Origin of the sequence: Paenibacillus sp. NPDC057934, assembly GCF_042887565.1 — a bacterium.
In the GTDB taxonomy this organism is placed as follows: domain Bacteria; phylum Bacillota; class Bacilli; order Paenibacillales; family Paenibacillaceae; genus Paenibacillus_AQ.
Map to the genome: position 1 here is coordinate 643,505 of NZ_JBHVPB010000001.1, position 24,010 is coordinate 667,514.

General features: G+C 46.6%; 20 protein-coding genes and 1 other annotated feature. Of the genes, 14 read left to right on the forward strand and 6 right to left on the reverse strand.

Annotated elements, in window-relative coordinates:
- The first annotated feature begins 282 nt into the window (after nucleotides 1-282).
- The 3 genes from ACFVRY_RS03130 (at nucleotide 283) to ACFVRY_RS03140 (ending at nucleotide 2,006) form a co-directional block, all read left to right on the forward strand.
- Nucleotides 283-708 (forward strand): DMT family transporter, encoded by a 426-nt coding sequence (locus ACFVRY_RS03130; RefSeq protein ID WP_387497186.1) that lies wholly within the window; start codon nucleotides 283-285, stop codon nucleotides 706-708.
- A gap of 31 nt (nucleotides 709-739) precedes the next feature.
- Complete coding sequence (locus tag ACFVRY_RS03135) at nucleotides 740-1,234, forward strand: DMT family transporter (protein ID WP_387497189.1); 495 nt, start codon at nucleotides 740-742, stop codon at nucleotides 1,232-1,234.
- A gap of 199 nt (nucleotides 1,235-1,433) precedes the next feature.
- A complete protein-coding gene (locus ACFVRY_RS03140) occupies nucleotides 1,434-2,006 on the forward strand; it encodes a TetR/AcrR family transcriptional regulator (protein WP_387497192.1) in 573 nt (190 codons plus the stop codon).
- A gap of 105 nt (nucleotides 2,007-2,111) precedes the next feature.
- On the opposite strand, the gene ACFVRY_RS03145 is transcribed toward ACFVRY_RS03140, so the two are convergent.
- The 4 genes from ACFVRY_RS03145 to ACFVRY_RS03160 all read right to left on the reverse strand — a co-directional run bounded on the left by ACFVRY_RS03145 (nucleotide 2,112) and on the right by ACFVRY_RS03160 (nucleotide 5,424).
- Nucleotides 2,112-2,489, reverse strand: a complete 378-nt coding sequence (locus ACFVRY_RS03145; RefSeq protein WP_387497195.1) for a hypothetical protein — start codon at nucleotides 2,487-2,489, stop codon at nucleotides 2,112-2,114.
- 5 nt (nucleotides 2,490-2,494) lie between these two features.
- Complete coding sequence (locus tag ACFVRY_RS03150; protein WP_387497198.1) at nucleotides 2,495-3,142, reverse strand: PadR family transcriptional regulator; 648 nt, start codon at nucleotides 3,140-3,142, stop codon at nucleotides 2,495-2,497.
- A 158-nt stretch (nucleotides 3,143-3,300) separates the two neighbouring features.
- Nucleotides 3,301-4,296, reverse strand: coding sequence for a tryptophan--tRNA ligase (trpS, locus tag ACFVRY_RS03155; RefSeq protein WP_387497201.1), 996 nt, complete (start codon nucleotides 4,294-4,296; stop codon nucleotides 3,301-3,303).
- A gap of 104 nt (nucleotides 4,297-4,400) precedes the next feature.
- Nucleotides 4,401-4,715 (reverse strand) — a binding site (T-box leader).
- Between the two features lie 52 nt (nucleotides 4,716-4,767).
- Nucleotides 4,768-5,424 (reverse strand): NADPH-dependent F420 reductase, encoded by a 657-nt coding sequence (locus ACFVRY_RS03160; RefSeq protein WP_387497204.1) that lies wholly within the window; start codon nucleotides 5,422-5,424, stop codon nucleotides 4,768-4,770.
- Nucleotides 5,425-5,569: 145 nt separating this feature from the next.
- Here ACFVRY_RS03160 and ACFVRY_RS03165 point away from each other — a divergent pair, with 145 nt between their 5' ends.
- From ACFVRY_RS03165 to ACFVRY_RS03185, 5 genes are all read left to right on the forward strand, one after another.
- Nucleotides 5,570-6,160: a TetR/AcrR family transcriptional regulator gene (locus ACFVRY_RS03165; RefSeq protein ID WP_387497207.1), complete on the forward strand. Its 591-nt coding sequence runs from the start codon at nucleotides 5,570-5,572 to the stop codon at nucleotides 6,158-6,160.
- Between the two features lie 90 nt (nucleotides 6,161-6,250).
- Entirely contained in the window at nucleotides 6,251-7,411 is a 1,161-nt protein-coding gene (locus ACFVRY_RS03170) for an MFS transporter (protein WP_387497210.1), read from the forward strand.
- 137 nt (nucleotides 7,412-7,548) lie between these two features.
- Complete coding sequence (locus ACFVRY_RS03175) at nucleotides 7,549-8,895, forward strand: SDR family NAD(P)-dependent oxidoreductase (RefSeq protein ID WP_387497213.1); 1,347 nt, start codon at nucleotides 7,549-7,551, stop codon at nucleotides 8,893-8,895.
- A gap of 450 nt (nucleotides 8,896-9,345) precedes the next feature.
- The gene (locus ACFVRY_RS03180; RefSeq protein ID WP_387497216.1) at nucleotides 9,346-12,936 is read left to right on the forward strand and encodes a discoidin domain-containing protein; all 3,591 of its coding nucleotides are present in this window, start codon (nucleotides 9,346-9,348) and stop codon (nucleotides 12,934-12,936) included.
- Between the two features lie 443 nt (nucleotides 12,937-13,379).
- On the forward strand, nucleotides 13,380-15,695 hold the full coding sequence (locus ACFVRY_RS03185; protein WP_387497218.1) for a galactose-binding domain-containing protein: 2,316 nt from the start codon (nucleotides 13,380-13,382) through the stop codon (nucleotides 15,693-15,695).
- Nucleotides 15,696-15,811: 116 nt separating this feature from the next.
- On the opposite strand, the gene ACFVRY_RS03190 is transcribed toward ACFVRY_RS03185, so the two are convergent.
- Nucleotides 15,812-16,819: an ROK family protein gene (locus ACFVRY_RS03190; RefSeq protein ID WP_387497220.1), complete on the reverse strand. Its 1,008-nt coding sequence runs from the start codon at nucleotides 16,817-16,819 to the stop codon at nucleotides 15,812-15,814.
- A gap of 248 nt (nucleotides 16,820-17,067) precedes the next feature.
- Between ACFVRY_RS03190 and ACFVRY_RS03195 the strand changes: the two genes are divergently transcribed.
- The 3 genes from ACFVRY_RS03195 (at nucleotide 17,068) to ACFVRY_RS03205 (ending at nucleotide 19,459) form a co-directional block, all read left to right on the forward strand.
- Nucleotides 17,068-17,337 (forward strand): hypothetical protein, encoded by a 270-nt coding sequence (locus ACFVRY_RS03195; RefSeq protein ID WP_387497222.1) that lies wholly within the window; start codon nucleotides 17,068-17,070, stop codon nucleotides 17,335-17,337.
- A gap of 723 nt (nucleotides 17,338-18,060) precedes the next feature.
- On the forward strand, nucleotides 18,061-18,663 hold the full coding sequence (locus ACFVRY_RS03200; RefSeq protein ID WP_387497224.1) for a YkoP family protein: 603 nt from the start codon (nucleotides 18,061-18,063) through the stop codon (nucleotides 18,661-18,663).
- Between the two features lie 97 nt (nucleotides 18,664-18,760).
- Nucleotides 18,761-19,459 carry a polysaccharide deacetylase family protein gene (locus ACFVRY_RS03205; protein ID WP_387497226.1) on the forward strand — a complete coding sequence of 233 codons (699 nt, stop codon included), beginning with the start codon at nucleotides 18,761-18,763 and terminating at the stop codon, nucleotides 19,457-19,459.
- Between the two features lie 31 nt (nucleotides 19,460-19,490).
- On the opposite strand, the gene folE2 is transcribed toward ACFVRY_RS03205, so the two are convergent.
- The gene (folE2, locus tag ACFVRY_RS03210; protein WP_387497228.1) at nucleotides 19,491-20,402 is read right to left on the reverse strand and encodes a GTP cyclohydrolase FolE2; all 912 of its coding nucleotides are present in this window, start codon (nucleotides 20,400-20,402) and stop codon (nucleotides 19,491-19,493) included.
- Nucleotides 20,403-20,609: 207 nt separating this feature from the next.
- Here folE2 and ACFVRY_RS03215 point away from each other — a divergent pair, with 207 nt between their 5' ends.
- The 3 genes from ACFVRY_RS03215 to ACFVRY_RS03225 all read left to right on the forward strand — a co-directional run bounded on the left by ACFVRY_RS03215 (nucleotide 20,610) and on the right by ACFVRY_RS03225 (nucleotide 23,869).
- Nucleotides 20,610-22,211 carry a peptide ABC transporter substrate-binding protein gene (locus tag ACFVRY_RS03215; protein WP_387497230.1) on the forward strand — a complete coding sequence of 534 codons (1,602 nt, stop codon included), beginning with the start codon at nucleotides 20,610-20,612 and terminating at the stop codon, nucleotides 22,209-22,211.
- A gap of 186 nt (nucleotides 22,212-22,397) precedes the next feature.
- Nucleotides 22,398-22,943, forward strand: coding sequence for an RNA polymerase sigma factor (locus tag ACFVRY_RS03220; protein WP_387497232.1), 546 nt, complete (start codon nucleotides 22,398-22,400; stop codon nucleotides 22,941-22,943).
- A complete protein-coding gene (locus ACFVRY_RS03225) occupies nucleotides 22,910-23,869 on the forward strand; it encodes a DUF4367 domain-containing protein (RefSeq protein ID WP_387497234.1) in 960 nt (319 codons plus the stop codon). The genes ACFVRY_RS03220 and ACFVRY_RS03225 overlap by 34 nt, the downstream gene beginning before the upstream one ends.
- Nucleotides 23,870-24,010 lie beyond the last annotated feature (141 nt).

The following is a 24,010-nucleotide window of genomic DNA, read 5'->3' on the forward strand; positions in this document are numbered from 1 at the left end:
TCCTGAATGAAATTCCAAACGAAGTTCTGAGTAAAAGTCCGTTTACAGCCTATAATAGGCATGAAGCGGGCTTTTTTTGTTCAAATATAAGAATTTATATGTTTCACTTTATAAATCATCCTTATATTTCTCGCTGAAACGGATACCGTCCCTTAGAGGACGGCAAAGCCGTTTCTACTTGCTGAAAGCGGAATTTGCCAATTAAGGACAGATGTCCTTCCCTGAATGGCCCGTAATGTCTTTTAATGAGTAGGAGAGTTAGATGAAGGAGAGAGACATGAGATGAGAGGAATTATTTTTGCATTTTTGGGTGGGGCCTGCATTACATTGCAAGGTGTCGCTAACGCGAGAATCAGTCAGGATATTGGCACCTGGCAAGCTGCAACGGTCACTCAGTTGACGGGATTTTTGATGGCATTGCTGATCTTGTTGTTCGTACGGGATGGCAAGCGGCAGGGCTTTAAGAAAGTGAAGCCTTTATACTTGCTGGGAGGCTCCTTTGGTGCTGTTATTATTTTCACCGAGGTTACAGCGATTAAGATGATGGGTGTGACCTATACGATCTCTGCGCTACTAATTGCCCAGTTATGTCTGACATTCTTAACTGATGTTCGTGGATGGTTTGGGGTCAAAAAACTGAAGCTGCGGGTACCGCATTTTATTGGCATCGGGATGATGATCGCTGGTGTCGTAATCATGAAATTCTAAAATTCGAATACACAAATGGGGGGAAACACATATGCTAGCTGGAATACTACTGGCGCTTATCGCCGGTTCACTTGTCGGCCTGCAAAATATTTTTAACAGCAAAGTTAATCAGCAGACGGGTTCATGGTCAACCACTACATTGGTGCTCGGTATGGGCTTCATCGCTTCACTGACCATCAGCTTCATTGTTGAAGGAAAAAACACCTTTGCCCTGCAAAATATGCAGCCTTGGTACTGGATCAGCGGGATGATCGGCGTTGGTGTTGTGATCTGTCTCGTTCAGGGAGTGAAACTGCTGGGGCCTACCTACGCGATCTCCATCGTGATGACTTCACAGCTCGCTTTTGCCCTGTTATGGGATTCTATGGGGTGGCTTGGACTGGAGAAGGTTCCGTTTAACATTAATCAGTTCCTTGGAGTGCTGGTCATTGTCGGTGGCATTATTGTGTTCAAATTTGCCGGCAGAGCGGATGGGAAGGAAGCAGCACAACCACCTGTTCTTGGCAGAACGGGTACACAGGAGTAAATCTTACTGTATAGAAATGCAGAATAAGTCAAAATCCTCGTTGCTGCATGGCACTTGATGGCGTAGACAAGAGGTTAGAGTACTACCTTAGGCCCCGCACCGCGCACCGGGAGACGCACGCGGTACGGGGGAACTCTTAAAGTAATTAGTGCAAATTGTATCCATTGACTTTAACCGAACGATCATTTAAGGTGGGGTCATGAGACATAAAGACGAAAAAAAGAGTGAAGCCATCTTTGAAGCAACGATTAAACTATTGAATGAAATTGGATTTTCGGATATATCCATGTCCAAAATTGCCAAGGTAGCGAACGTCTCCTCGGCAACCATCTATGTGTATTTTGAAAATAAGGAGGATATGTTAGCCAAGCTTTACGTGAAGGTTAAGGAAAAAATGAGTCAGCAGATGAGCAAGGGACTGGATGAATCACTGTCCTCCCAAGAATTATGCGAGCAGCTTATGCGAAATTCTCTAGATTTTATCATGAACAACAAGGATTACTTCCTGTTGCTGGAACAGTATCAGCACTCTCCCTATGTTGAACGGCTATGCCTAGACGATACGTCGTCGATGTTTATTGGGCTGTATGAATTATTCGAGAAAGGGAAGCAGAAGGGAGAGCTTAAAGCGCTGAACACTATGCTGCTCTTGTCCTACTGTTATCTGCCAGTCACGCATTTCGCCAAAACGGTATTCAAGGGGCAACTGGAGGGCAGCGAAGAGAATTTCCAGCAGATTATTTGTATGAGTTGGGATGCGGTTAGGGCTTAGCAATTGGAATAACCATCCGTGTGAATGAATCCGGTAACAATACTGCTGAACAAGAAAGGAGTCCCAGCAGCCTATTCAAAGGCTATTGTGACTCCTTTTGAATGTTCAGCGTGAACCGAACCATTCTTTGGCTTCGGTCTTATTGAGCCTCCACACCACAAGGATGGGCAGGATGATGCCCACTAGAAAACCGAAGTTGTGCCAGACAAAATATTCAACGATTCTAAGCACGATTAATATAGAGGCTAGCAGGATTGCGTTCTGACGACGGGAAGGTGCTGGATATCCCAGACGACTGGCGACCCACAGGGCTACAACTCCAAAAATAATCATCACGGCTGCAAGCACAACCTTCATGGTCTGCTGGCTGCCAATGGAATAGAAACCGTTGAATAAATTCACTGCCGCAGCGAGATATAAAAGGATCTGGGTCAACATTACTGCTGATGGTTTCTTGGTTCCTGTACGTACATTGTTTGACATAAGGATCACTCCTCTTCTGAACTAGAATGTGTGTGGGTTGCTGCTGTCGTTAGTGCGGCTTCGGCTTGGTCACACCAAGCTAAGACAGTTCGGGCGAAGTCCATCCCATATTGCTTCAATAGCAAAGGACCGGTAAGTGGAGAAGGGTCGTCAGAAGGATCCCAGGCTGCTCCCGGCTGTACCTCCTGAATGGTATCCAGGAACCATTGAAAGCTATCACGCCGTTCCTTGATCAGGTTCAGTAACAGCGCAGGATCTTCCTGACTGGCAAATAAAAATTTAACCAGATTCTCGTCCCTAATGTGTAGAGGGGTAGAGGAAGTGGATAACCAGGCCCGCAGTGCTGCGCGGCCTTTTTCAGTGAGCTGCCACCGCTGGCGGGATCTGGGACCTTCGACTCCGCTGGAAGGTTGAATTAGCTCCTGCTTCTCGAGCACCTTCAACTGCGGGTATAGCTGCCCGTCACTGATGCCCCAGAAAAAACCTGCGGATCGTTTGGCGGCCTCACGAATTTCGTAACCACTGCGCGGTTGCAGAGAGAGGAAACCCAGGATCGTCCATGCAGTTGGCGTCTGTTCCATATGCGCCGGTTCTGGCGTCATTGCTGGCTGCGCAGATTCTTGTTCACTATTTGCAGGAAAGTCATTATTCATCAATTTATTCACCTCTCTCTATATCTCTGGCAGAGATATAATCGCATAAAAAAGAGATCATGTCAATTTTCTTCTTTTTAGAATTCCTGATCCGGGTTGCATTATGCATTAAAAAGGAGGAGCCCGAGGCCCCTCCTTATTCGGAATAGAACTACAATTTATTTATCATTAAAATAGTTCATGCCCATCGCCTCGCGCACCTCAAGCATCGTTTCTTTGGCAGTCAGGCGTGCTGTTTCTGTACCTGATATCATAATCTCATCCACGCGTTTGGGATGATTCTGGTACGTTACACGCCGCTCCCGCATCGGCTCCAGCAGCTCATTGATGGAACCATAAATCCTTCGTTTACACTCCGAGCAGCCGATCTGCCCTTTAGTACAGTCTTCATGGATTTCCTGTGCGCCTTGCGGGCGAAAGGCCTGATGATAAGCGTAGATTGGACAGATGTCAGGGTGACCGGGGTCGGATTTGCGGATACGGGCAGGGTCCGTAGTGGCTTTTTGAATCTGCTGGCTGACTTCCTCCGGTGTGGAGTCCAAATAGATGGCATTTCCAAGACTTTTGCTCATTTTGCTGTTTCCATCCAGACCGATGAGACGAGGGATCTCGCCTACAAGGGCTCTTGGTTCGATTAGCACGGGCTTATACAGCTGATTGAAACGGCGGGCGATTTTGCGGGACTGCTCGATATGGGGAAGCTGGTCTTCACCCACGGGCACCAATGACGCTTTGCAAAAAGTGATGTCAGCGGTCTGGCTCACCGGATACCCTAGAAAGCCGTAATACATATCCTGAAATCCGCGATCTTTGGCTTCTGCTTTGACTGTAGGATTATGACGTAAAGCATTCACCGTCACGAACATGGAGAAATAAGCCGTTAATTCGGCAATCTCCGGGATCAATGACTGCACCAGGATGGTCGCCCTTTCCGGTTCAATTCCGGCTGCCAGGTAATCCATAGCTACCTGACGCAGGTTCCGCTGAATCAGCTCCGGCTGTTCGAAGTGGGTCGTGAGGGCCTGCACATCTGCAAGCAATAAAAAGGTGTCATATTGATGCTGCAATTCTACGCGGTTCTTCAGACTTCCGACGTAATGTCCAAGATGGAGCTTTCCAGTAATCCGGTCTCCGGTTAATATACGTTCTTTCATGAATGATCCTCCTCAATAATAGGCTTGTGCGACTGAAATTACGGAACCACCAACCATCGTCCATGGACATCACCCCCTTTAAAAAATACAAAAAAACCCCGTCCGCAAAGGACGAGGTTATCGTGGTACCACCTTTTTAACCGCTATATAAGCTGAACTTAAGAATTTGGCTCCGTTAGATTCTTAAGTTCACTCTATATACAAGCGGTTCACTAAAAGTACAGGAAGACGCCATGAATGGCAGTCTTGCGATACTCCTCTCTTGGTAACGGGGAGAGACTCCCGGCAGCGCCTACTTTAGAGTTCAGCGTAGCGACTCAGAAGCCCATTCGGCATCAGGTGAGGATCGGTTCACAGCGGCCACCGACTCTCTGGACCTCAACATCTGATGCGTACTTACTCTTCTTCAACGTCGTTTATCCGTTTCACATTTCTATTACAATAAGTTATTTCATGTTAAAAATCAATGTCTCAGGCTTTAAAATCTTCAATTCGTTCGGGACTGGCCTCGGCCAGGGCTTGGCGGAGACTATCCGCTCCATGCTCCCGGTAGCTCGGTGTACCCGGCTGCTGACGCCAGGACTCATCCAGTCCGCCGGCATCTATAGCGTCAAAACCTAGTTCCTCGACAAGCTGAAGCACAATAGCCTTGGCAGCGGCATCATCCCCGGCTACCGGCAGGGCAATACGGTTGGGTGAACCAACGGGCACTCCGCGTTCTAGCAGATTAGCAGCGGTAATCCCATTGAATACTTTATTGATGGGGCGTTTCAAGTACTGCTCGACCCACCGGCTTTCCGGCAAGCCAGCCTCGATCTCCGCAATAAGGCCGTCACGTTGACGGGGATAATAATTGCCGGTGTCAATAATGACAGCGTCTGGTGCCGTGTGATCTAAGATCCCCTCGGGAAGATCAGGAATATTCTTTTGCGGAATCGTGACAATGACTAACTCCGCTCCACGGGCGACTTCCTTAACTTCTTGAGGCGTGGCGCCAGTCTCTGCGGCGAGGTCTGTCAAGGTGTGGGGACCGCGGGAATTGGCAATGGAGACTTCATGTCCAAGCTTGGTAAGACGACGGGCAAGATTTCCGCCGATATGTCCGGCTCCAATAATTGCAATTTTCATATATTCCGACTTCCTTTCCCGATTTAATATGGTATAACATCTTCACTGTAACAGAGAAATATAACACTGTAAACAACTTCTTGACTGAACGTTACAAATTATCTATACTGTGATTTATTATTGCTTGGAAAGGGGGAATATTGTCATGACCAGAGGTGGGCGACCACGAGAATTTAAAGATACGGCGGTTATCGACGCAGCTATGGAAGCCTTTTGGATAAACGGATACGAAGGGTGCTCTACTGAGGATTTGTGCAAACAGACAGGCCTTGGAAAAGGCAGCTTGTATAATGCGTTTGGCAGCAAGCATGAATTATACGAACAGGCCCTTCAGCGCTATCATGAGCAGGGGATCCGGGAGCAGAGCGAGCTTTTACAGCGTCCATTGCCATTGAAAGAAAAGCTGCGGGGACTACTGGACTGGGCCGTTCAGGAGGATTTCTCTGAAACAGGACGCCGGGGCTGTCTCTTGATTAACGCAGCGATGGAACGGGCAGGGGTCGATCCGATGGTAGAGCAGGTGGCAACACGGCATATCGGTTTTTTAGAGGAGATGCTTTCTGGGCTGATGGAGCAGGGGATTGAGACTGGTGAAATCACTTCAGGGAGAGCAGCCAAAGAACTAGCGGGTATGTTTCTCAGCAGCTATTACGGACTTCGTGTACTTAACAGCTCCGCACAGAATCGTGATTTGGCCAACACCATTGTGGAAGGCACATTGGCAGCCATTTACTAGCCGGGTATCCGGCACTTTTTTTGCGCTAGAATTGTACCGATCATTACAATACTTAGGTTTTACAATATTTTATGAAAAGAGGAGATTGAAATGCCATTTGCAATCTATGTACTTAGTTTGGCTATTTTTTGTATGACCACTTCAGAATTTATGGTAGCCGGAATGATGAATACACTTGCCGCAGAATTCGGAGTAAGCGTATCGGCGGTGGGGTATCTTATTACCGCTTTTTCTGCAGGGATGGTTGTGGGTGGACCGTTGCTCACTGCAGCTTTGTTGAATACACCAAGGAAAAAAGCATTTATTACCCTAATTGCAGTCTTCTTCGTTGGACAACTGCTTGGCGCGATAGCAGGGAACTATGAGCTGATGATGATCTCACGCATCATTACCGGTATAGCTTCATCGGCAGCCTTCGGTGTATCGATCTCGATCTCCGCTTCGCTCGTGGAAGAGAATACCCGCGGACGCGCAGTGTCGATTATCTTCGGTGGTCTTATGATCGCAACGGTTCTCGGTACACCCGCGGCGACATGGGCGGCAGAAGCTTATGGATGGCGATTCAGCTTCTGGGCAGTCGCGGTTCTTGTCTTGCTTTCAGGATTGACCGCCTTGCGGTTGATTCCGGTATTGTCTACGTCCGAACCTACAAGTTTGCGGCATGAGCTGAAATCCTTTAGTAACCGCGGTCTCTGGGCAGCTTACTTGACCAGCTTTCTCATTATTGGAGCGACATTTGCAGCATTCAGCTATTTTGCGCCTATTTTCACCGATTTGACAGGCTTTTCTCCAGCCTCGGTTCCACTGCTCTTTGTCGTATATGGAGCTGCGACTGTGGTTGGGAATTTAATTACAGGCAGACTGGCCGATCGATATATGATGCCACTATTGACCACAGGTCTGATTCTCTTGTCGGTAGCGCTTCTGGCATTTGCCATTGGTGCACATGAACCGGCTGTGGTTATCCCGGCTGTTATAGTCATTGGACTTGCCGGGGTTCCCATGAACCCGCCTATGGTGACAAGAGTTATACGAGCGGGAGGAAGTGGTCTTATGGTAAACACTATTCATACCGCGATCGTTACCTTTGGTGTAGTGGTAGGCTCGTCCGTTGGAGGGCTGGCTATTAGCGCCGGTTATGGTTTGGTCGCACCGCTCTGGATCGGGCTTATCCTCGCACTGGCGGGTGTAATCTCACTGATGCCATTTTTGTTCGGATTCTCCCGTAGTAAAGGGGTGGAAATAAAGTGATCATCCGCAGGCTATGCTAAGGTCATAGGAATGTTTTTTGAAAGGGAATGTCTTGACATGGAGTGAACTCCATGGGATAAGATGCAGAAGAAATGACAAGCTTGGGTGAGGAGTTGCCCAGTTGAAAGGAGCGAGAGATGGAGTCTGTATACAGTATTGCAGACATTGCCCGGGAGACGGGACTGACTTATGATACGATCCGTTATTATGAGAAAATCGGACTGGTGCCGCCTTCAGAGCGGACGGAGAATGGACAACGCCAATACGGAAAATTGGATCTGGAACGGTTCATATTCATCGTGCGGCTGAGACGAACCCGTATGCCGATAAAATCGATAGAACGCTACATGCAACTGGCGATGGATCAGCAGTATGAGAGCTGTTATAACGTATTGCTTGAGCATAAGCAGCAGATTGATCAGCAACTGACAGAAATACAGTCTACGCTGGAAGTTATGAATTTCAAGTTGGAGCATTATCAGTATATGATGAAGCTCTCAGAATTAGGAGGAGAAAACTTTATGAACAATTATTCTTATTATACTGCTACACCGCAAGCACCACTTCCTTCCGGATTTGGAACGACTACTACAGCCGAAGAAGCGCTTGGAGGCCGTGATCTGACAGGAAAAATCGCTATTGTCACTGGTGGTTATTCCGGTATCGGTCTGGAGACGACACGTGTACTCGCGAAAGCTGGCGCTACAGTAATCGTGCCTGCAAGAACGCTAGAGAAAGCTCGGGAAGCACTGGCGTCCATTCCGCGCATAGAGTTGGAAGAGCTGGATCTGATTGACCCGGCATCCATTGATGCCTTTGCGCAGAGTTTCTTAGATTCCGGACGTCCGTTGGATATCCTCATTAACAATGCAGGGATCATGGGACCTAAGGTGACTCACGATGCGAGAGGATATGAGGCCCAGTTTGCCACTAATCACTTAGGACACTTTCAATTGACGGCCCGATTGTGGCCAGCGCTCAAGCAGTCGGGCGACGCCCGGGTAGTCTCGTTGTCTTCTATCGGGATTCATATTTCTGGTATCGACTTCGATGATTTGAACTTTGAGGACCGGCCGTATGACAAATACGTGGCTTATGGTCAATCCAAGACGGCGAATTCTCTATTTGCTGTTGGGCTGGACCGTCGTGGGCAGCCACATGGTATTCGTGCATTTGCCGTTCATCCCGGCTCGATTGAGACAGACTTGGCACGGGATGTCTCGGAGGAAGAACTGACTGCTACTAGCAGCCAGTATACCTTCATTACTACAGAACAGGGCGCCGCGACCAGTGTCTGGTGTGCTGCCAACTTGCAGCTTGAAGACAAAGGCGGAGTATATTGTGAGAGTGTGGATATCTCAACGCTCGTCCCAGACGATGCTCCCTTTGGTCCTGGCGTGCTTCAACGGGCCATTGATCCCGGTTTGGCAGAGCGTCTATGGCTGCTGAGTCAGAAAATGACTGGCGTGACGTTCAATAGCTAATGCTATTTTTGGAATGTGAACGGAATCGTTCCTGATTGTAATATAAGGGCAAGAACAGGTCAGAGAGAAGGGCTCTGACCTGTTCTTTTTCTGTGAACTCAAGTAATATATGGGACACATTAGAAATGGTGCAGAAGCACCAGATTTAGGATATAGGGCGCGCATAGAAATACCTACTTTTGGATTATTTGTATCTATTATCATGGAAATGACTATATTTACCGTAGAATTACCACTTATTGCTGGGCGATGATGCCTCTATAATGAGTGTGTATTGTCATAGAAGGGAGGATCGCCTGCTATACCAGATTGTCCAAGAAAGACAGGGCTGGACAAGAAATAGTAAGCGCTTAAATGGATAGATGTGCTATTTTGTAACCGCTAACAACTCGTCCATTTATGAGAGTTAAAGCTTTTTACGTACTTACACATCACCTAAGGAGGAATATAATGCGCAACAAGTATGTCGTATGGTCACTCGTATTAACCATGCTGATCTCGAACTTATTCCTGACCGTTGGATCTCCTGCACCGGTATCGGCTGCCGGTGGACCAAACCTGGCACTGGGCAAAAATGTCTCCGCAAGCGGCTACACTCAAACCTATAGTCCAAACAATGTGAATGATAGCAATCAAGGGACATACTGGGAAAGTACGAACAATGCGTTCCCACAATGGATTCAGGTGGATCTTGGTGCTAACACAAATGTTGACCAAATCGTATTGAAGCTGCCGACGACCTGGGGCACACGGACACAAACACTGGCCGTGCAAGGCAGCACGAACGGTTCAACGTTCACGGACCTTGTCGGTTCTGCGGATTACGAATTCAATCCATCCGTTGCTGGTAATTCGGTTACCATCAATTTTACGGCCACCAGCACACGTTATGTTCGTTTGAACGTGACGGCCAATACCGGCTGGCCGGCAGCCCAATTGTCCGAATTTGAAGTGTACGGTGCCAGTGGCCCAACGCCGACTCCGTCGCCGACCGCAACGGCAACTCCGGTGCCAACTGCATCACCAACCGCTGTACCTACAGCTACGCCAATAGTAACACCTTCGCCAACAGCGACACCGACAGTAACCCCGTCGCCTACGGCCACACCGACGATCACGCCTACAGCAACACCGACCCCAGTGCCTACACCGACAGCAACACCTGTACCTACAGCAACGGTGACCCCGTCGCCAACGGCTAGTCCGACAGCAACACCAACGCCTCCAACAGGAAGTAACATTGCGATCGGTAAGGCGATCACCGCCTCCTCGAGTACTTTATCCTTTGTAGCTGCGAATGCTAATGATAACAATACCAATACGTATTGGGAAGGCGCCAGTAATCCAAGCTCGCTGACGTTGGATCTCGGAGCGAATCATAATATCACGTCCATTGTGTTGAAGCTGAACCCTGGTTCTGCTTGGAGCACACGGACTCAAACGATTCAAGTGCTTGGTCATAATCAAGACACGACAGTCTTCAGTAATTTGGTAGCTGCTCAATCCTATACGTTTAACCCTGCTACTGGAAACTCGGTAACAATTCCTGTAACAGCTACTGTTAAACGATTGCAATTAAATATTACTGCCAACTCTGGCGCGCCTGCCGGGCAAATTGCTGAATTCCAGGTATTCGGAACACCAGCCCCGAATCCTGATTTGACAATTACCGGTATTTCCTGGACACCGACTTCTGTGGTTGAGAATAATGCAATCACATTGAACGCAACCGTTAAGAATATCGGTTCCGCCGGTTCCCCGGCCGCTAAGGTGAACTTCTATCTGAACAATGAGTTGGCCGGCTCTGCGACTGTAGCCGCTTTGACAACAGGTTCATCGGCAACAGTATCCGTGAATGCGGGTACCAAGACTGCTGGCACTTATACGGTCAGCGCTAAGGTTGATGAGAATAACGAGATCATCGAAGAAAATAAAGCAAACAACAGCTACACACATCCATCTTCAATAGTTGTTGCCCCAATCACCAGCTCTGACTTGGTGGGCACGGTCTCTTGGACTCCAGGTAATCCAACAGTCAACAACCCAGTAGCATTTACTGTTAACCTGAAGAATCAAGGAAATCTGGCTTCTGCCGGGGGAGCTCATGGTGTTACTGTCGTTCTGAAGAACGCTGCCGGAGCAACCGTTCAGACTTACAACGGTACTTATAACGGCACACTGGCACCGGGAGCATCGGTGAATGTCAGTGTTGGTTCCTGGACAGCGGCAATTGGTAACTACACTGTGACGACTACCGTTGAGGTAGACGCTAATGAAGCTCCGGTTAAACAAACCAACAACGTTAGTACAACTAATCTGACCGTATACTCGGCCCGTGGCGCAAGCATGCCTTATACCCGGTATGATACGGAAGATGCTACCCGTGGCGGTGGAGCAACACTCCAGACCGCTCCAACCTTTGATCAAGCACTGATCGCCTCGGAAGCCTCTGGTCAGAGCTATATTGCTCTTCCTTCTAACGGCTCTTACGCTCAGTGGACCGTAAGACAAGGGGAAGGCGGCGCAGGGGTAACCATGAGATTCACTATGCCGGATTCGGCAAATGGTATGGGTCTTAACGGCGCACTGGATGTATACGTGAATGGTACTAAGGCTAAGACGGTTCCGTTGACCTCTTACTACAACTGGCAGTATTTCTCCAGTGACCAACCAGGAGATACACCGGGTGCAGGACGTCCGCTGTTCCGTTTTGATGAGGTTCACTGGAAACTCGATACAGCCCTTAAGGCAGGAGACACCATTCGTATTCAAAAGAACAATGGCGACAGCCTTGAATATGGTGTGGATTTCCTCGAAATCGAGCCTGTTCCTGCGGCCATTGCCCGTCCGGCCAACTCGGTATCTGTAACCGACTTTGGTGCGGTTGCGAATGATGGTCAGGATGATCTTGCAGCCTTTGAAGCAGCGGTTCAATCCGCGGTTGCAACCGGCAAGACACTGTACATTCCTGAAGGTACATTCCATCTGAGCAGCATGTGGAAGATTGGCACACCGGCCAATAAGATTAATGATATTAAGATTCTGGGTGCAGGAATTTGGTATACGAATATCCAGTTCACTAACCCGAATATTTCAGGCGGTGGAATTTCTTTCCGTGTTCAGGGTAAGCTTGATTTCAGCAATATCTACATGAATTCCAATCTTCGTTCACGTTATCATGAAGGTGCGATCTACAAAGCGTTCATGGACAATTTCGGCAAGAACTCCATAGTCAGCAATGTCTGGGTAGAGCATTTTGAGTGCGGCTTCTGGGTGGGAGACTATGCCCATACACCAGCTATCATCGCTGATGGTCTGGTCATTGAGAACAGCCGGATTCGTAACAATCTTGCTGATGGTGTGAACTTTGCTCAAGGTACCAGCAACTCCACGGTACGTAACAGCAGTATTCGTAACAACGGTGACGACGGTCTGGCGGTATGGACCAGCAACGTCAACGGTGCGCCTGCAGGCGTGAACAACACGTTCTCCTTCAATACGATTGAGAACAACTGGCGTGCAGCAGCGATTGCCTTCTTCGGCGGCAGTGGTCACAAAGCCACCAACAATCTGATCGTTGACACCGTTGGCGGTTCCGCATTCCGCATGAATACCGTATTCCCGGGGTACCATTTCCAAAACAATACGGGTATCTTGTTCTCCGATACTACCATTATCAACAGTGGTACGAGTAAAGACCTATATAATGGTGAACGTGGAGCAATAGATCTTGAAGCCTCCAATGATCCCATTAAGAACGTGACGTTTAGCAACATTGATATTCAAAGAACACAGCGCAGTGCCATTCAGTTTGGATATGGCGGCGGATTCCAGAATATTGTGTTCAACAACATCAACATTAATGGCACAGGTCTGGATGGCATTGAGACATCGCGTTTCACATCGCCACATAAGGGCGCAGCAATTTACACCTATACCGGGAATGGCTCAGCCACATTCAACAATCTGATAACCAGTAACATTGCGAATCCTAATATTAACTTGATTCAAAATGGATTTAACCTTACCATCAACAACTAGTGGTAAAGTCCCAAGCAGGGTGCTCTTCGGAGTATCCTGCTTTTTTTTCAGTGGGTTACTCCAGTTCTCGAGGGAAGAGGCGGTGACTACTGTCTAGATGTCGATATTGCTGAATTTGTGTCGGTATTAACATAGACGAAATTATCGAATTAGAAGCACAAGGGGAGGGAAAATAAGATTAAAATACTAATTATTACCACTATTAACGTGAAGATGCATACATAAAACGTAGAATTACCACTTATTTCTTTGGCAATGATTCATCTATAATTGGAGTATATGTCATTGAGAGGAGGAGCGTTCGACAGTAATTCCGATTAGTAGACAGAGAGGCGGGTAAAGAAGAAAAATAGCATTTTATTAAACGAATTGTAACCGCTAACAATTATTCGTTGCATGACACTACGCTTTATCGTACTCACACTTACCTTAGGAGGAATAGAATGCGTAAAAAATATATCGCGTGGTCTCTGGTATTGACCATGCTAATCACAAACTTATTTCTGACAGTTGAATCTCCTGCTCCAGTATCTGCTGCCGGCGGACCGAATCTGGCGACGGGGAAGAATGTAAGCGCTAGCAGCTATACTCAAACTTACGGACCAGGCAATGTGAATGACAGCAATCAGGGAACTTACTGGGAGAGCAACAACAATGCTTTTCCACAATGGATTCAAGTAGATCTTGGCGCGAACACGAATATTGATCAAATCGTGTTGAAGTTGCCGGCATCTTGGGGAACACGGACACAGACATTAGCTGTACAGGGAAGCACGAATGGTTCATCGTTCAACAATATTGTCGGTTCTGCCAACTATGCGTTCAATCCAAATGTTGCTGGCAATTCAGTTACCATTAATTTCGCGGCCGTAAGCACTCGCTACGTTCGCCTGAACATAACGGCTAACACGGAATGGCCTGCAGGACAATTATCTGAATTTGAAATTTATGGCGCGGGCGGTACAACTCCAACACCAACGCCCACCCCAGCACCAACGGCAACACCAGGACCTACAGCTACACCGGCTCCAACGCCTCCAGTAAACTCCAATCGTGGAGCAAGTATGCCGTATACCCGGTATAATACTGAAGATGCGACTCGTGGTGGCGGAGCAACGCTAAAATCCGCGCCGAATTTCGACCAGTCGCAGACTGCTTCGGAAGCTTCTGGCCAGCGCTATATTGCCCTTCCTTCCAACGGTTCCAGCGTACAATGGACTGTAAGACCAGGTGAAGGCGGCGCAGGTGTAACCATGCGCTTTACGATGCCAGACTCTGCTAACGGTATGGGTCTTAACGGAGCGCTGGATGTCTACGTGAACGGAACCAAAGCTAAGACCGTTCCATTGACCTCTTACTACAACTGGCAGTACTTCTCTAGCGATCATCCGGGAGATACGCCAGCGGACGGGCGTCCGTTGTTCCGCTTCGATGAAGTGCACTGGAAGCTGGATACTCCGCTCAAAGCGGGCGATACCATCCGCATTCAGAAGAACAATGGCGACAACCTGGAATACGGTGTAGACTTCCTTGAAATCGAAGCTGTTCCGGCAGCCATTACCCGTCCGGCAAATTCCGTATCTGTAACGGATTTCGGTGCCGTAGCCAATGACGGCGGGGACGATATTGCTGCCTTCGAAGCAGCCGTTCAATCAGCAGTGTCTACAGGCAGAACACTCTATATTCCAGAAGGTACCTTCCATTTGAGCAGAATGTGGAAAATCGGCACTGAGACCAACATGATTAACAATATTACCATTCTGGGTGCGGGCATCTGGCATACAAATATCCAGTTCACGAACCCGAACGTTGCAGGCGGCGGGATTTCCTTCCGCGTTCAAGGCAAACTTGATTTCAGCAATGTCTACATGAACTCCAATCTTCGTTCACGTTATGGTGAACAGGCCATCTACAAAGCGTTCATGGACAATTTCGGTAAGAACTCCAGAGTCAGCAACGTTTGGGTAGAGCACTTTGAATGTGGTATCTGGGTGGGCGATTATGCCCATACGCCGGCTATGATTGCCGACGGTCTGGTCATTGAGAACAGCCGTATTCGCAACAACCTTGCAGACGGCGTTAACTTCTCGCAAGGTACAAGCAACTCTACTGTGCGCAACAGCAGCATCCGCAACAACGGTGACGATGGTCTGGCGGTTTGGCCTAGCAGTGTCAATGGTGCGCCTCAAGGTGTGAACAACACCTTCTCCTTCAACACCATCGAGCATAACTGGCGTGCTGCGGGTATCGCTTTCTTCGGCGGCAGCGGTCACAAAGCCACTAACAACCTGATCGTTGATACAGTAGGCGGTTCCGGTATCCGTATGAATACGGTATTCCCGGGTTACCACTTCCAAAACAACACCGGAATTACTTTTTCGGATACTACCATTATCAACAGCGGTACAAGCAAGGATCTGTACAACGGTGAACGCGGAGCGATTGACCTGGAAGCATCCAGTGATCCGATTCGTAACGTAACGTTCACGAATATTGATATCATCAACACCCAGCGCAGTGCCATTCAGTTCGGATACGGCGGTGGATTCCAGAACATCGTATTCAACAACATCAACATTAACGGCACAGGTCGGGATGGTATTGAGACATCGCGCTTTACTTCCTCACATAAAGGTGCAGCGATCTATACCTACACTGGCAATGGTTCGGCAACTTTCAATAACTTGAATACCAGCAACATTGCCAACCCGAATACCAACTTTATTCAAAACGGCTTTAACCTGATCATCAACAATTAATGGCTAAAGTTCAAAGCAGGTTGCTCTCCGGAGCAACCTGCTTTTTTTGTTTGGCTAATCTTGCAGTTGTGGAAAAGGGAAGGACATGATGTCCTTCCCTTTTTTGTCCACTCAGGCTATTCATCGGCTATTGTAATACTAGGTTCTAGTTCTTTAAGGGTTAACCATTTCATCCCTATTTCATAATCTTCTTGGAATGTCGTTTCCAATAATACCTCAGGTTCTACAGGCATACTGTGCTTGACTCTGTATTCCTTCCAGTATCGCTCCCAATCTGCCGGGTTCATCAGTTGCTGATAAATGACAATTTTATGCGGAGCGAGAATAGCATTGGTAATATGAACAGTTTGGCTAACCAACTCGGCAAACGCCTGAAAGTCCAGGGAGCTTCCCCAATCTACATAGAGTGGGAGGAATTTAATTTCACCGGCCATGCCGTCTTTACCTTTGACAATTCTACCATCCAGATAGATGCCCATACCGGGAGGGGCCTTGTCTGGAAAATAGATCCCGACCACCGTTTGCTCTTCTTCAGGCTCTCTCTCTACACAATATCCAACCACAGCGGCGTTGACGTCATTTTCAAGTACGACAGGTAGGCCAAACGCTTGCTGTAAATCATCAATGATTCGAATCCCGTTGAGCCGTTCATGACTGCTTACGGTAATTTCACCACGAACAGACTGTCCTGGAATACCAAGCCCGATGACATTAATGGAAGGATACAGTTCTAGAAATTGGTTAATAATTGCATAGAAACGATCTTTTTCGAAAAATGCCATTACATAGTCTTCCCGTGCCAATACATCCCCTTGCAGATTAATTACTGTCGCAACAATGTTATCCTGACCCTGATATTCCTTCATATAGAGGACTAATGCCAAATGATAGTTGAAATTATAGCGGTAATTTAAAGCGGGTCTTCCTCCGCTCGATGAGACTAATTCATCCTCCAATAACTCTCCATACTTCACAAGATCTTTGACGAGCGAATTAATGGTCACCACACTCAACTTCGTTAACGCCGATAGCTGAGGTTTTGTTGCTGTATGCACTTGCTTCATTACTCTTCTTACGTGGTTCAGGTTAATTTCTTTGATAAGGTTCTTACTAGGCTGATTCATCGGGAGCCTCCATTATTTTAATGAAGATTTTTATTCACTATGCAGCAAAATTGATTCTAAAGTCAAGTGTAGCTATAGCTTGCAAATTAGTGAAACTTATTGTAACAGCATTGCTAGAATTAATCTTGACAATAAAATCGTACTGCATTATAAATAAATTTAATTTATAAAGTATATTTATTAAGTGGTTGATCAGTAAAGGAAAGTGACACCCGTTCAATCCAATAGATGATTTGTTCGCGCCTGCTATGGGATCATTTGCTTTTGGGCTGTTTGTAGCTGCCATGACCATAGGGCGTGCTGCAGGCGGCTTCTTGCTTGATCGTTTTGGCAGAGTGACCATTCTGCGAGCATCTGCAATTTTTGCAATTACAGGATTACTTATTGTTATATTGAGCCAAAATTACGAGGTCGCGAGGATAGGAATTATACTGTGGGGACTTGGCGCAGTTTCCTTTCGTTTGCTTCTCTGGCAGATTGTCATAGTCTGGAATAAAAAGCAGGATAAGAGAGACTAACTAGACTACTCTACTGCCGGAAGGAATGAGTGTTTTATTACGATCATTTCTCAGGAACAGATTGACTACTTGGTACACAAGTTTCAATCCGACAAGGCAATTACGGATCAAATTTCGAACCGTCCGTACGCAAGTGGCGGATATCGGCAACGGCTTGTGATGGACGATTTTATTATGGAAAAAGAAATGATATGAATCATCCCGTAGAAGTGAGGGGGGAGGGAGAGAATCCAATGCAATCCGTAAAATCGAAACTAGCGGTTTATATTCGCAGTATCTGGAATTATGGGACTTCTATGGGGTTATTCAAGTAATCAGTAAAGGTGCTTTTCTCTTGCTTTCGTGTTGAAGCAGTTTACAGCTTTTGCAATTATGCTTTTGCATGATCAGAACAAGCTGGATCTCGATCAGTCTACGCAAGTAACGGAATATATTAAACCAACGGCAGTCTAGAACTTTATGTCCAGTTCAAGACTGCCGTTGGTTTTTGTGTTGGAGTCATTTTAATTCTTTATTTTCTTCGAACATTTTAATGTTCTCGATTTTGACGGCTCGTTAATATTCGCTATTTTCATTCATCAGGCAGGGATACGCTCTTTTGTAACGTCCATTAATTAGAGGCCTCTTCTACGTTTCAGTTAATCTTAAGATTTATGCAAGAAAGTTGAAAGAATTGATAGGTACAATGAAATACAAAGGGAGAAATTCCTTAATTTAAAAGGAGTGAACTTATTGAGTATCAAGGCACGAAAAACGATATTGCAATCCCTCTGGCTACTGTGGGAAAAAGGGTTTGAGCTACTGTCCCATTTTCGCAGTTCGCATACGTCCCAATTTGGTATTTGCAAGGTGCTGCTAAAAAAACACAGGGGTAAGACTATTGTTTGCCAGGATTCCACCGTGATTCATTACGGGGATTGGGTAGGAGAGATTCATCTCGATAATGAAATGGTTGTTAAGCTCCATCAATCTAAAGGAAGTGCCCGCGCTGCCTTGCAGAGCGCACGATTGCTTCGCCGATCATTGCAGCAGATTCAAGAAGCATTCGAGACTAGGGCCGAGTTCCAGCAGGTTAAGGGGCTGCTTGGAATTACGCTGTTGCATCGTGGATTGATTCACGGTTTGGGATTCGAACAAAGACCACTCAAGCCAGGTTTTTTCCGCTGGCTTACAACGATTTACCTGCGTTTACTGCTGTCTGCTCTTCACCCCGATGGCAGGAACCGGGTCAACCGGCGGACAGAGCTACTGGTACCGATGCAGTTGATCCACTCCCGTGCTTCACTGAAGAAACGGTTCGCCCCCATACAACAAATCAGCGGTTAAAACGGATGTTCGTAAAAAAGGGAAACGAGCTATTCTCCCCTGACATTAAACGCATATATTTAATTTACCATCATTATTTTTCATATGGAGGAGAGTCATGCTCAAATACCTGGCAGGCGGAATATTGTGTGCAGCCTCTTGTTACATGTTTGTTCCCAGCTTGATCAGCCGAATGACCGGTCTTGGTGTTTTTCGCAAGGGAAGAGCTCAAAAGCAGGTGGCTTTTACTTTTGATGATGGCCCGCACCCGATATATACCCCGGAATTATTGGATTTATTGGAACTGTATCAAGTCAAAGCAACCTTTTTTGTACTTGGAGCGCAAGCAGAGCAGTATCCTGAGCTCATTCGCAGGATGGACCGCGAAGGCCATCAGATCGGCATTCATAATTATAATCATAAGACCAACTGGTTAATGCTGCCCGGTACGGTTCGGCGTGAGCACCTGGAACGTTCTGCTGATATCATAGAATCGATTGTTGGAATTAGGCCGAACCATTACCGCCCACCATGGGGCTTAATCAACCTGTTTGATTTTTTCCATTACAGACATTACCGCATTGTTCTCTGGTCGCTAAAAGGCGGCGATTGGAGCAGCAGGGTCTGTCGCACCCGCTTACAGTCCACACTGTTAGGCCGTATTACCGATGGTTCTGTTGTCCTGCTGCATGACAGCGGGGAGACCATGGGTGCAGATCCGAATGCGCCTTACTATATGATGCAAGCGCTGGAGGAGGTATTGGGAGAGCTAAAGACCCGGAACCTGCAATTTGTGCGTCTCGATGAGATGGCTTAGGGGAGAAAGGAGTTGGGGTCCGTTACGGACCTCAGCTTTTTTGCCTTTTATCAAAGCGGATTCGGGCGATCGCATCATGCTGATGAATTGATTCCTCATTACGGCATTCCACTGTGAACTTCTCCACAAAGTCATATTCATAGAGATCAGCGGCAATCAGCCGAGCGAGATCCTCGACAAAACGGGGGTTCTCGTAGGCTCGCTCAGTGACCATTTTCTCATCCGTCCGTTTCAGCACGGGGTGAAGCGCAGCACTGGCATTCGACTCCGCCGCTTCCAGCAGCAGTACATTCCAATTGCCATCCAGAAGCTGCGGGTCGACATTGACCCGAATCTTGACCGATCCCCGCTGATTGTGCGCGCTATATTCACTAATTTCTTTAGAACACGGACAAAGTGTAGTTACAGCAGTAGTAATACCCACCGTGATTTCAAATTTCTTGTATGCGGACTCATCATACGCTATTTCAATATACAGTTCGGAATGGCCTAACCCCACTAGACTAGAGGCAGGTGCTGAACGCTCATAGAACCAGGGGAACTCCATTACTAACTTCGAGCCAGTCTGATTCATTACTATGGTTAGTTCTTTTGTTAATCTACATAATTGAGCAAGATCTGCAGACAACCCCTCCTGCCGATAGGATTCCAAAGTCTCGGTCAAGCGGCTCATATTGATCCCCTTGCTCTTTTGCCCCAGGTTCGTGGTCAATTCTATGCTGGCTATGGTCGTCTGAACATGCGGTGCCAAAGTTGAATGGATGGTTAGAGGATGCGTGACTCTTGTGATGCCGACCTCTTCAATGGCAAACAAATAATCTTCACTGCGATTCTGTAAATCTGTCATCTGTTCTTTAAGAGTGGGTTTGTTTCCGGTAACGGGAGGAACAGACCCGAATAGCAGATGTCGTTCTTTTTTAGCAGGAAAAGTGGATTTGATCATCTATATAAACGCTCCTTAATGTAAAGTAAATGAATTGTTATGTTAATAGTAAACATTACTAATAACAAGTCAATAGCTTTGTTGAAGAAGTGCTTATATTATCTGCCATAATTCGACAAAAAAGTTTAAAAAACTAGTTTATAATGACTGAAGAGTTTCTTGGTGAAGGAAGCTAGTAATTGCTAAGAGAATGAAGGGGAATAGTGGATGAAAAAATGGCTGTATGTGTGTTTGTGTATTAGTTTGCTGATGAGCCTGGACGTGGGGAAGGAACCTACAGCCTCTGCTGCAAAGACTCAACAGGTATTTCGGATTGGGGTTGAACATTTGCCAGAATCGCTCGATCCAGCCTTAGCCGAGCCGGGCAGTTCTAATACGATCGTAAAAGGGTTATTTGAGGGTTTGGTTCGTCTGAACAACTGGGGACAAGCTGTTCCTGGAATGGCTGAAAAATGGACTGTTTCGGATGACGGCAAAACGTATACCTTTACCCTTCGAGCAGGTGCCAAGTGGAGCAACCAGCAGCCGGTGAAGGCGTCAGACTTCGAGTACGCATGGAAACGGATCCTTGCACCGAGTGCCAACAATCTTTATGCGCTCAGCTTATTTGTCATTGCGGGCGCAGAGGATTACAACAGTGGAAAGCTGAAGGACCCTGCGAAGATCGGCATTAAAGCATTGAATCAAAATACGCTGCAGGTGAAGTTGAAGCAACAAACTCCTGATTTCCTCCAAATTCTTACACATTCAATCTATCTGCCGGTTCATGCAGAAACGGTCAAAGCGAATAAGAATTGGGGCAACACGAACAAAACCATGGTCACTAATGGTCCATTCAAGCTTAAATCGTGGAATGACGGTGAGGTTGTATTGGTCAAAAATCCCGACTACTACATGGCGCAAGAGGTTTCTTTCTCAGAGGTTCGTGTATTGGTTCCGAGATTGATGCTGGATGGGATTAACACCGTGACATCAGCTTACCTTATGAATAATGTTGATTGGGTAGGCGGAGAAGAGAATATTGATTACGAAGGTTTGGACGGCAAAACTTCCCGTGATCTGATCCAAATGCCATACGGCAGCACTTACTTTTACCAATTCAATCTCAGCAAAGCTCCATTCAAAAATCTTAAGATACGTAAAGCGTTAGCGATGGCTATTGACCGGGAAGCCTTGCCTTATGGCATACCGGCATATGGTTTTGTTGCCACGGGTATTAGGGGGACAAAAACGGAATTTCGCTCAGAAATTTCCGATACTGCATACTTCAAAGAGGATCAGGCCCAAGCCGGGCAGCTGCTAAAGGAAGGTTTGAAGGAAGAGGGGCTGAAGACACTCCCAAGCTTCTCCATTCTTATTAACGAAGGTGACGGTCATAAGACTATAGCACAAGCAGTGATTGGAGATTGGAAGAAGAACCTTGGAATTCATGTAAGCATTGAAGTTAAGAGCTTTGGAGAACTGATAGATAGGCGGCATAAGGGGAACTATAGCATAGCCAGAGCAGGGTGGGGGGCGGACTACAATGATCCAGCAACCTTTTTGGAGTATTTTACTTCTTGGAGTGGTGTAAATGATTCAGGGTGGAGCAGCCCTCAGTATGATAATTTTATCAAACAAGCGCAGCAGATCTTCGATAATCGCAAACGCATGCAGCTATTAGCTAACGCAGAAAAAGTTCTGATCGACCAAATGGTCATTGTACCGTTGTATTATTATGTGGTGGATGTTTTACGTAAACCCGATATCAAGAATGTGTATATTGATACCGATAGGTCCGTTATATTTAGCAGAGGATATTTCCAGTGAAATTTAGGAGTAATTTTGAAGATCACTACATAAGGCCCGCGTTTGCGGGCTTTTTTAGCTGTCAGTATGTGAAATATCAGGTAGATGTGTCCGTTTCTAGCGGCTTGCATTGTTATATAAGTATTCATAAAAGAGAGGGGGAGAATACACATCGACACCACAGGGATCGAAGATTATATCCAGCAAGTGCAGGCGGGCACAACGGGAGCATTTATCCCAATTGTAGAGGCGTACCAGCGGCAGTTATTTATCTACTGTTGTAGGCTGCTGTGTGATGAGCAGGATGCTGAGGATGCGGCGCAGGATATTTTTCTGAAAGCTTATAAGTCAATCCACGGTTATGCTCCAACCGTCAGCTTCAGCGCCTGGCTGTACAAGATTGCTTACCATCACTGTCTGAATCTGATTCGTAAACGCCAATTATATGATAAGCTGAGTCGAATCTGGAGGGGGAATTTTGTTGCAGAGAGCGCCGAACAGGAGTATTTGAGAGGGGTCTTCAATGGACCGCTTTCTAAAGCACTATCCCAACTTTCTGGGGAAGAAAGAAGCTTGCTAATTCTGTATGTTTTTCATGATAAGAGCTATACAGAGATCGGAGAGATTGCAGGCAAAAGTCCGGAAGCTGTTCGTAAAAAAATAACCCGGGTTCGCAAAAAGGTTAAGAACAACATCAATGCATGTCAGGAGGAAGGTCAATGGGAGCATACATGGATTCAGACGAAGAGTTAAGAAGATATTCCGTTTCTGACGATCATTTTCGACAGATAGATGTCACATCCAGCATCAGACAGGAAATTGAGAAGATGGGGCATACCAATGCTTCAAAAGCACGGCCCGTTAAAAGAAAAACAGTTCTATCCATTGCTGTAAGCTGTGTTTTTCTGCTCTCATTTACCGCGTATGCGGCCTCTGGACATCTTCAAATCTTCACTAGTAAAGGCGAAGTTGTAGTTAAAACGACTGATCCATCGCCTTCGTTGCCTGATAAGCTGAACAATGAATTGGAGATATACCGCAAACAAGTAGTAAGCCTTTTAAAACCCGGTGAATTGGCAGCTTATTACATTAAGGATAATTATATCAACAAGCTGAATGGTTATGACACGGTAAATGAACTTAAATTCGAGCAGCTGCCTATAGATTATCATTCATATACAGATTTCTTGGCTGAGCAGGCACGGACTGCGGCACCTAGACTTAAGCAGCCCGGGTATCTTCCCAAAGGGTTAAGCTTCTCATACGGTAAAGTATTTCTTGAGATGCCACTTGGTAAGGAGAGCGAACCGTTAAAACAAAAGCTAATCGATCGGGCGAATGCTTCCAAGAATAACGATAAGCTGTTCATTGAAAAATTGCAGGGGGCCAAAGCTAACTCGTCAATCCTTCATTTAACAGATGGAAAAAACGACACGGCTGTAGGTATCACGGCCAGTTATGGCCAAGGAATCAGTTTGCCCAAATCATCGAATGCTACGTCCGAGATCATCCAGCTAAAGCAAGTGGAGGCCATATATCTCAAGCAGTCTACCCTTGGCGAAACGATCACCTGGTATGATAGTAAACAAGGCGTTGTATACTCAATAATGGTGAATGAAGCTGGGCTGATGAGTAAGAAAGAACTTATAAAGATGGCGGAGAGTATGATCGCTGATTGAAATTTGTGTTGCGTTAAGGATTCCTTCTAACTCTTAATCGGGGCTTTTCCGTTGGCCATGCTGAATTAAGCCGATGTGAACACAGCACTAAGAGGCTGATCCCAAAGATATATCTTCTTAGGGGACAGCCCCTTCTTTTTG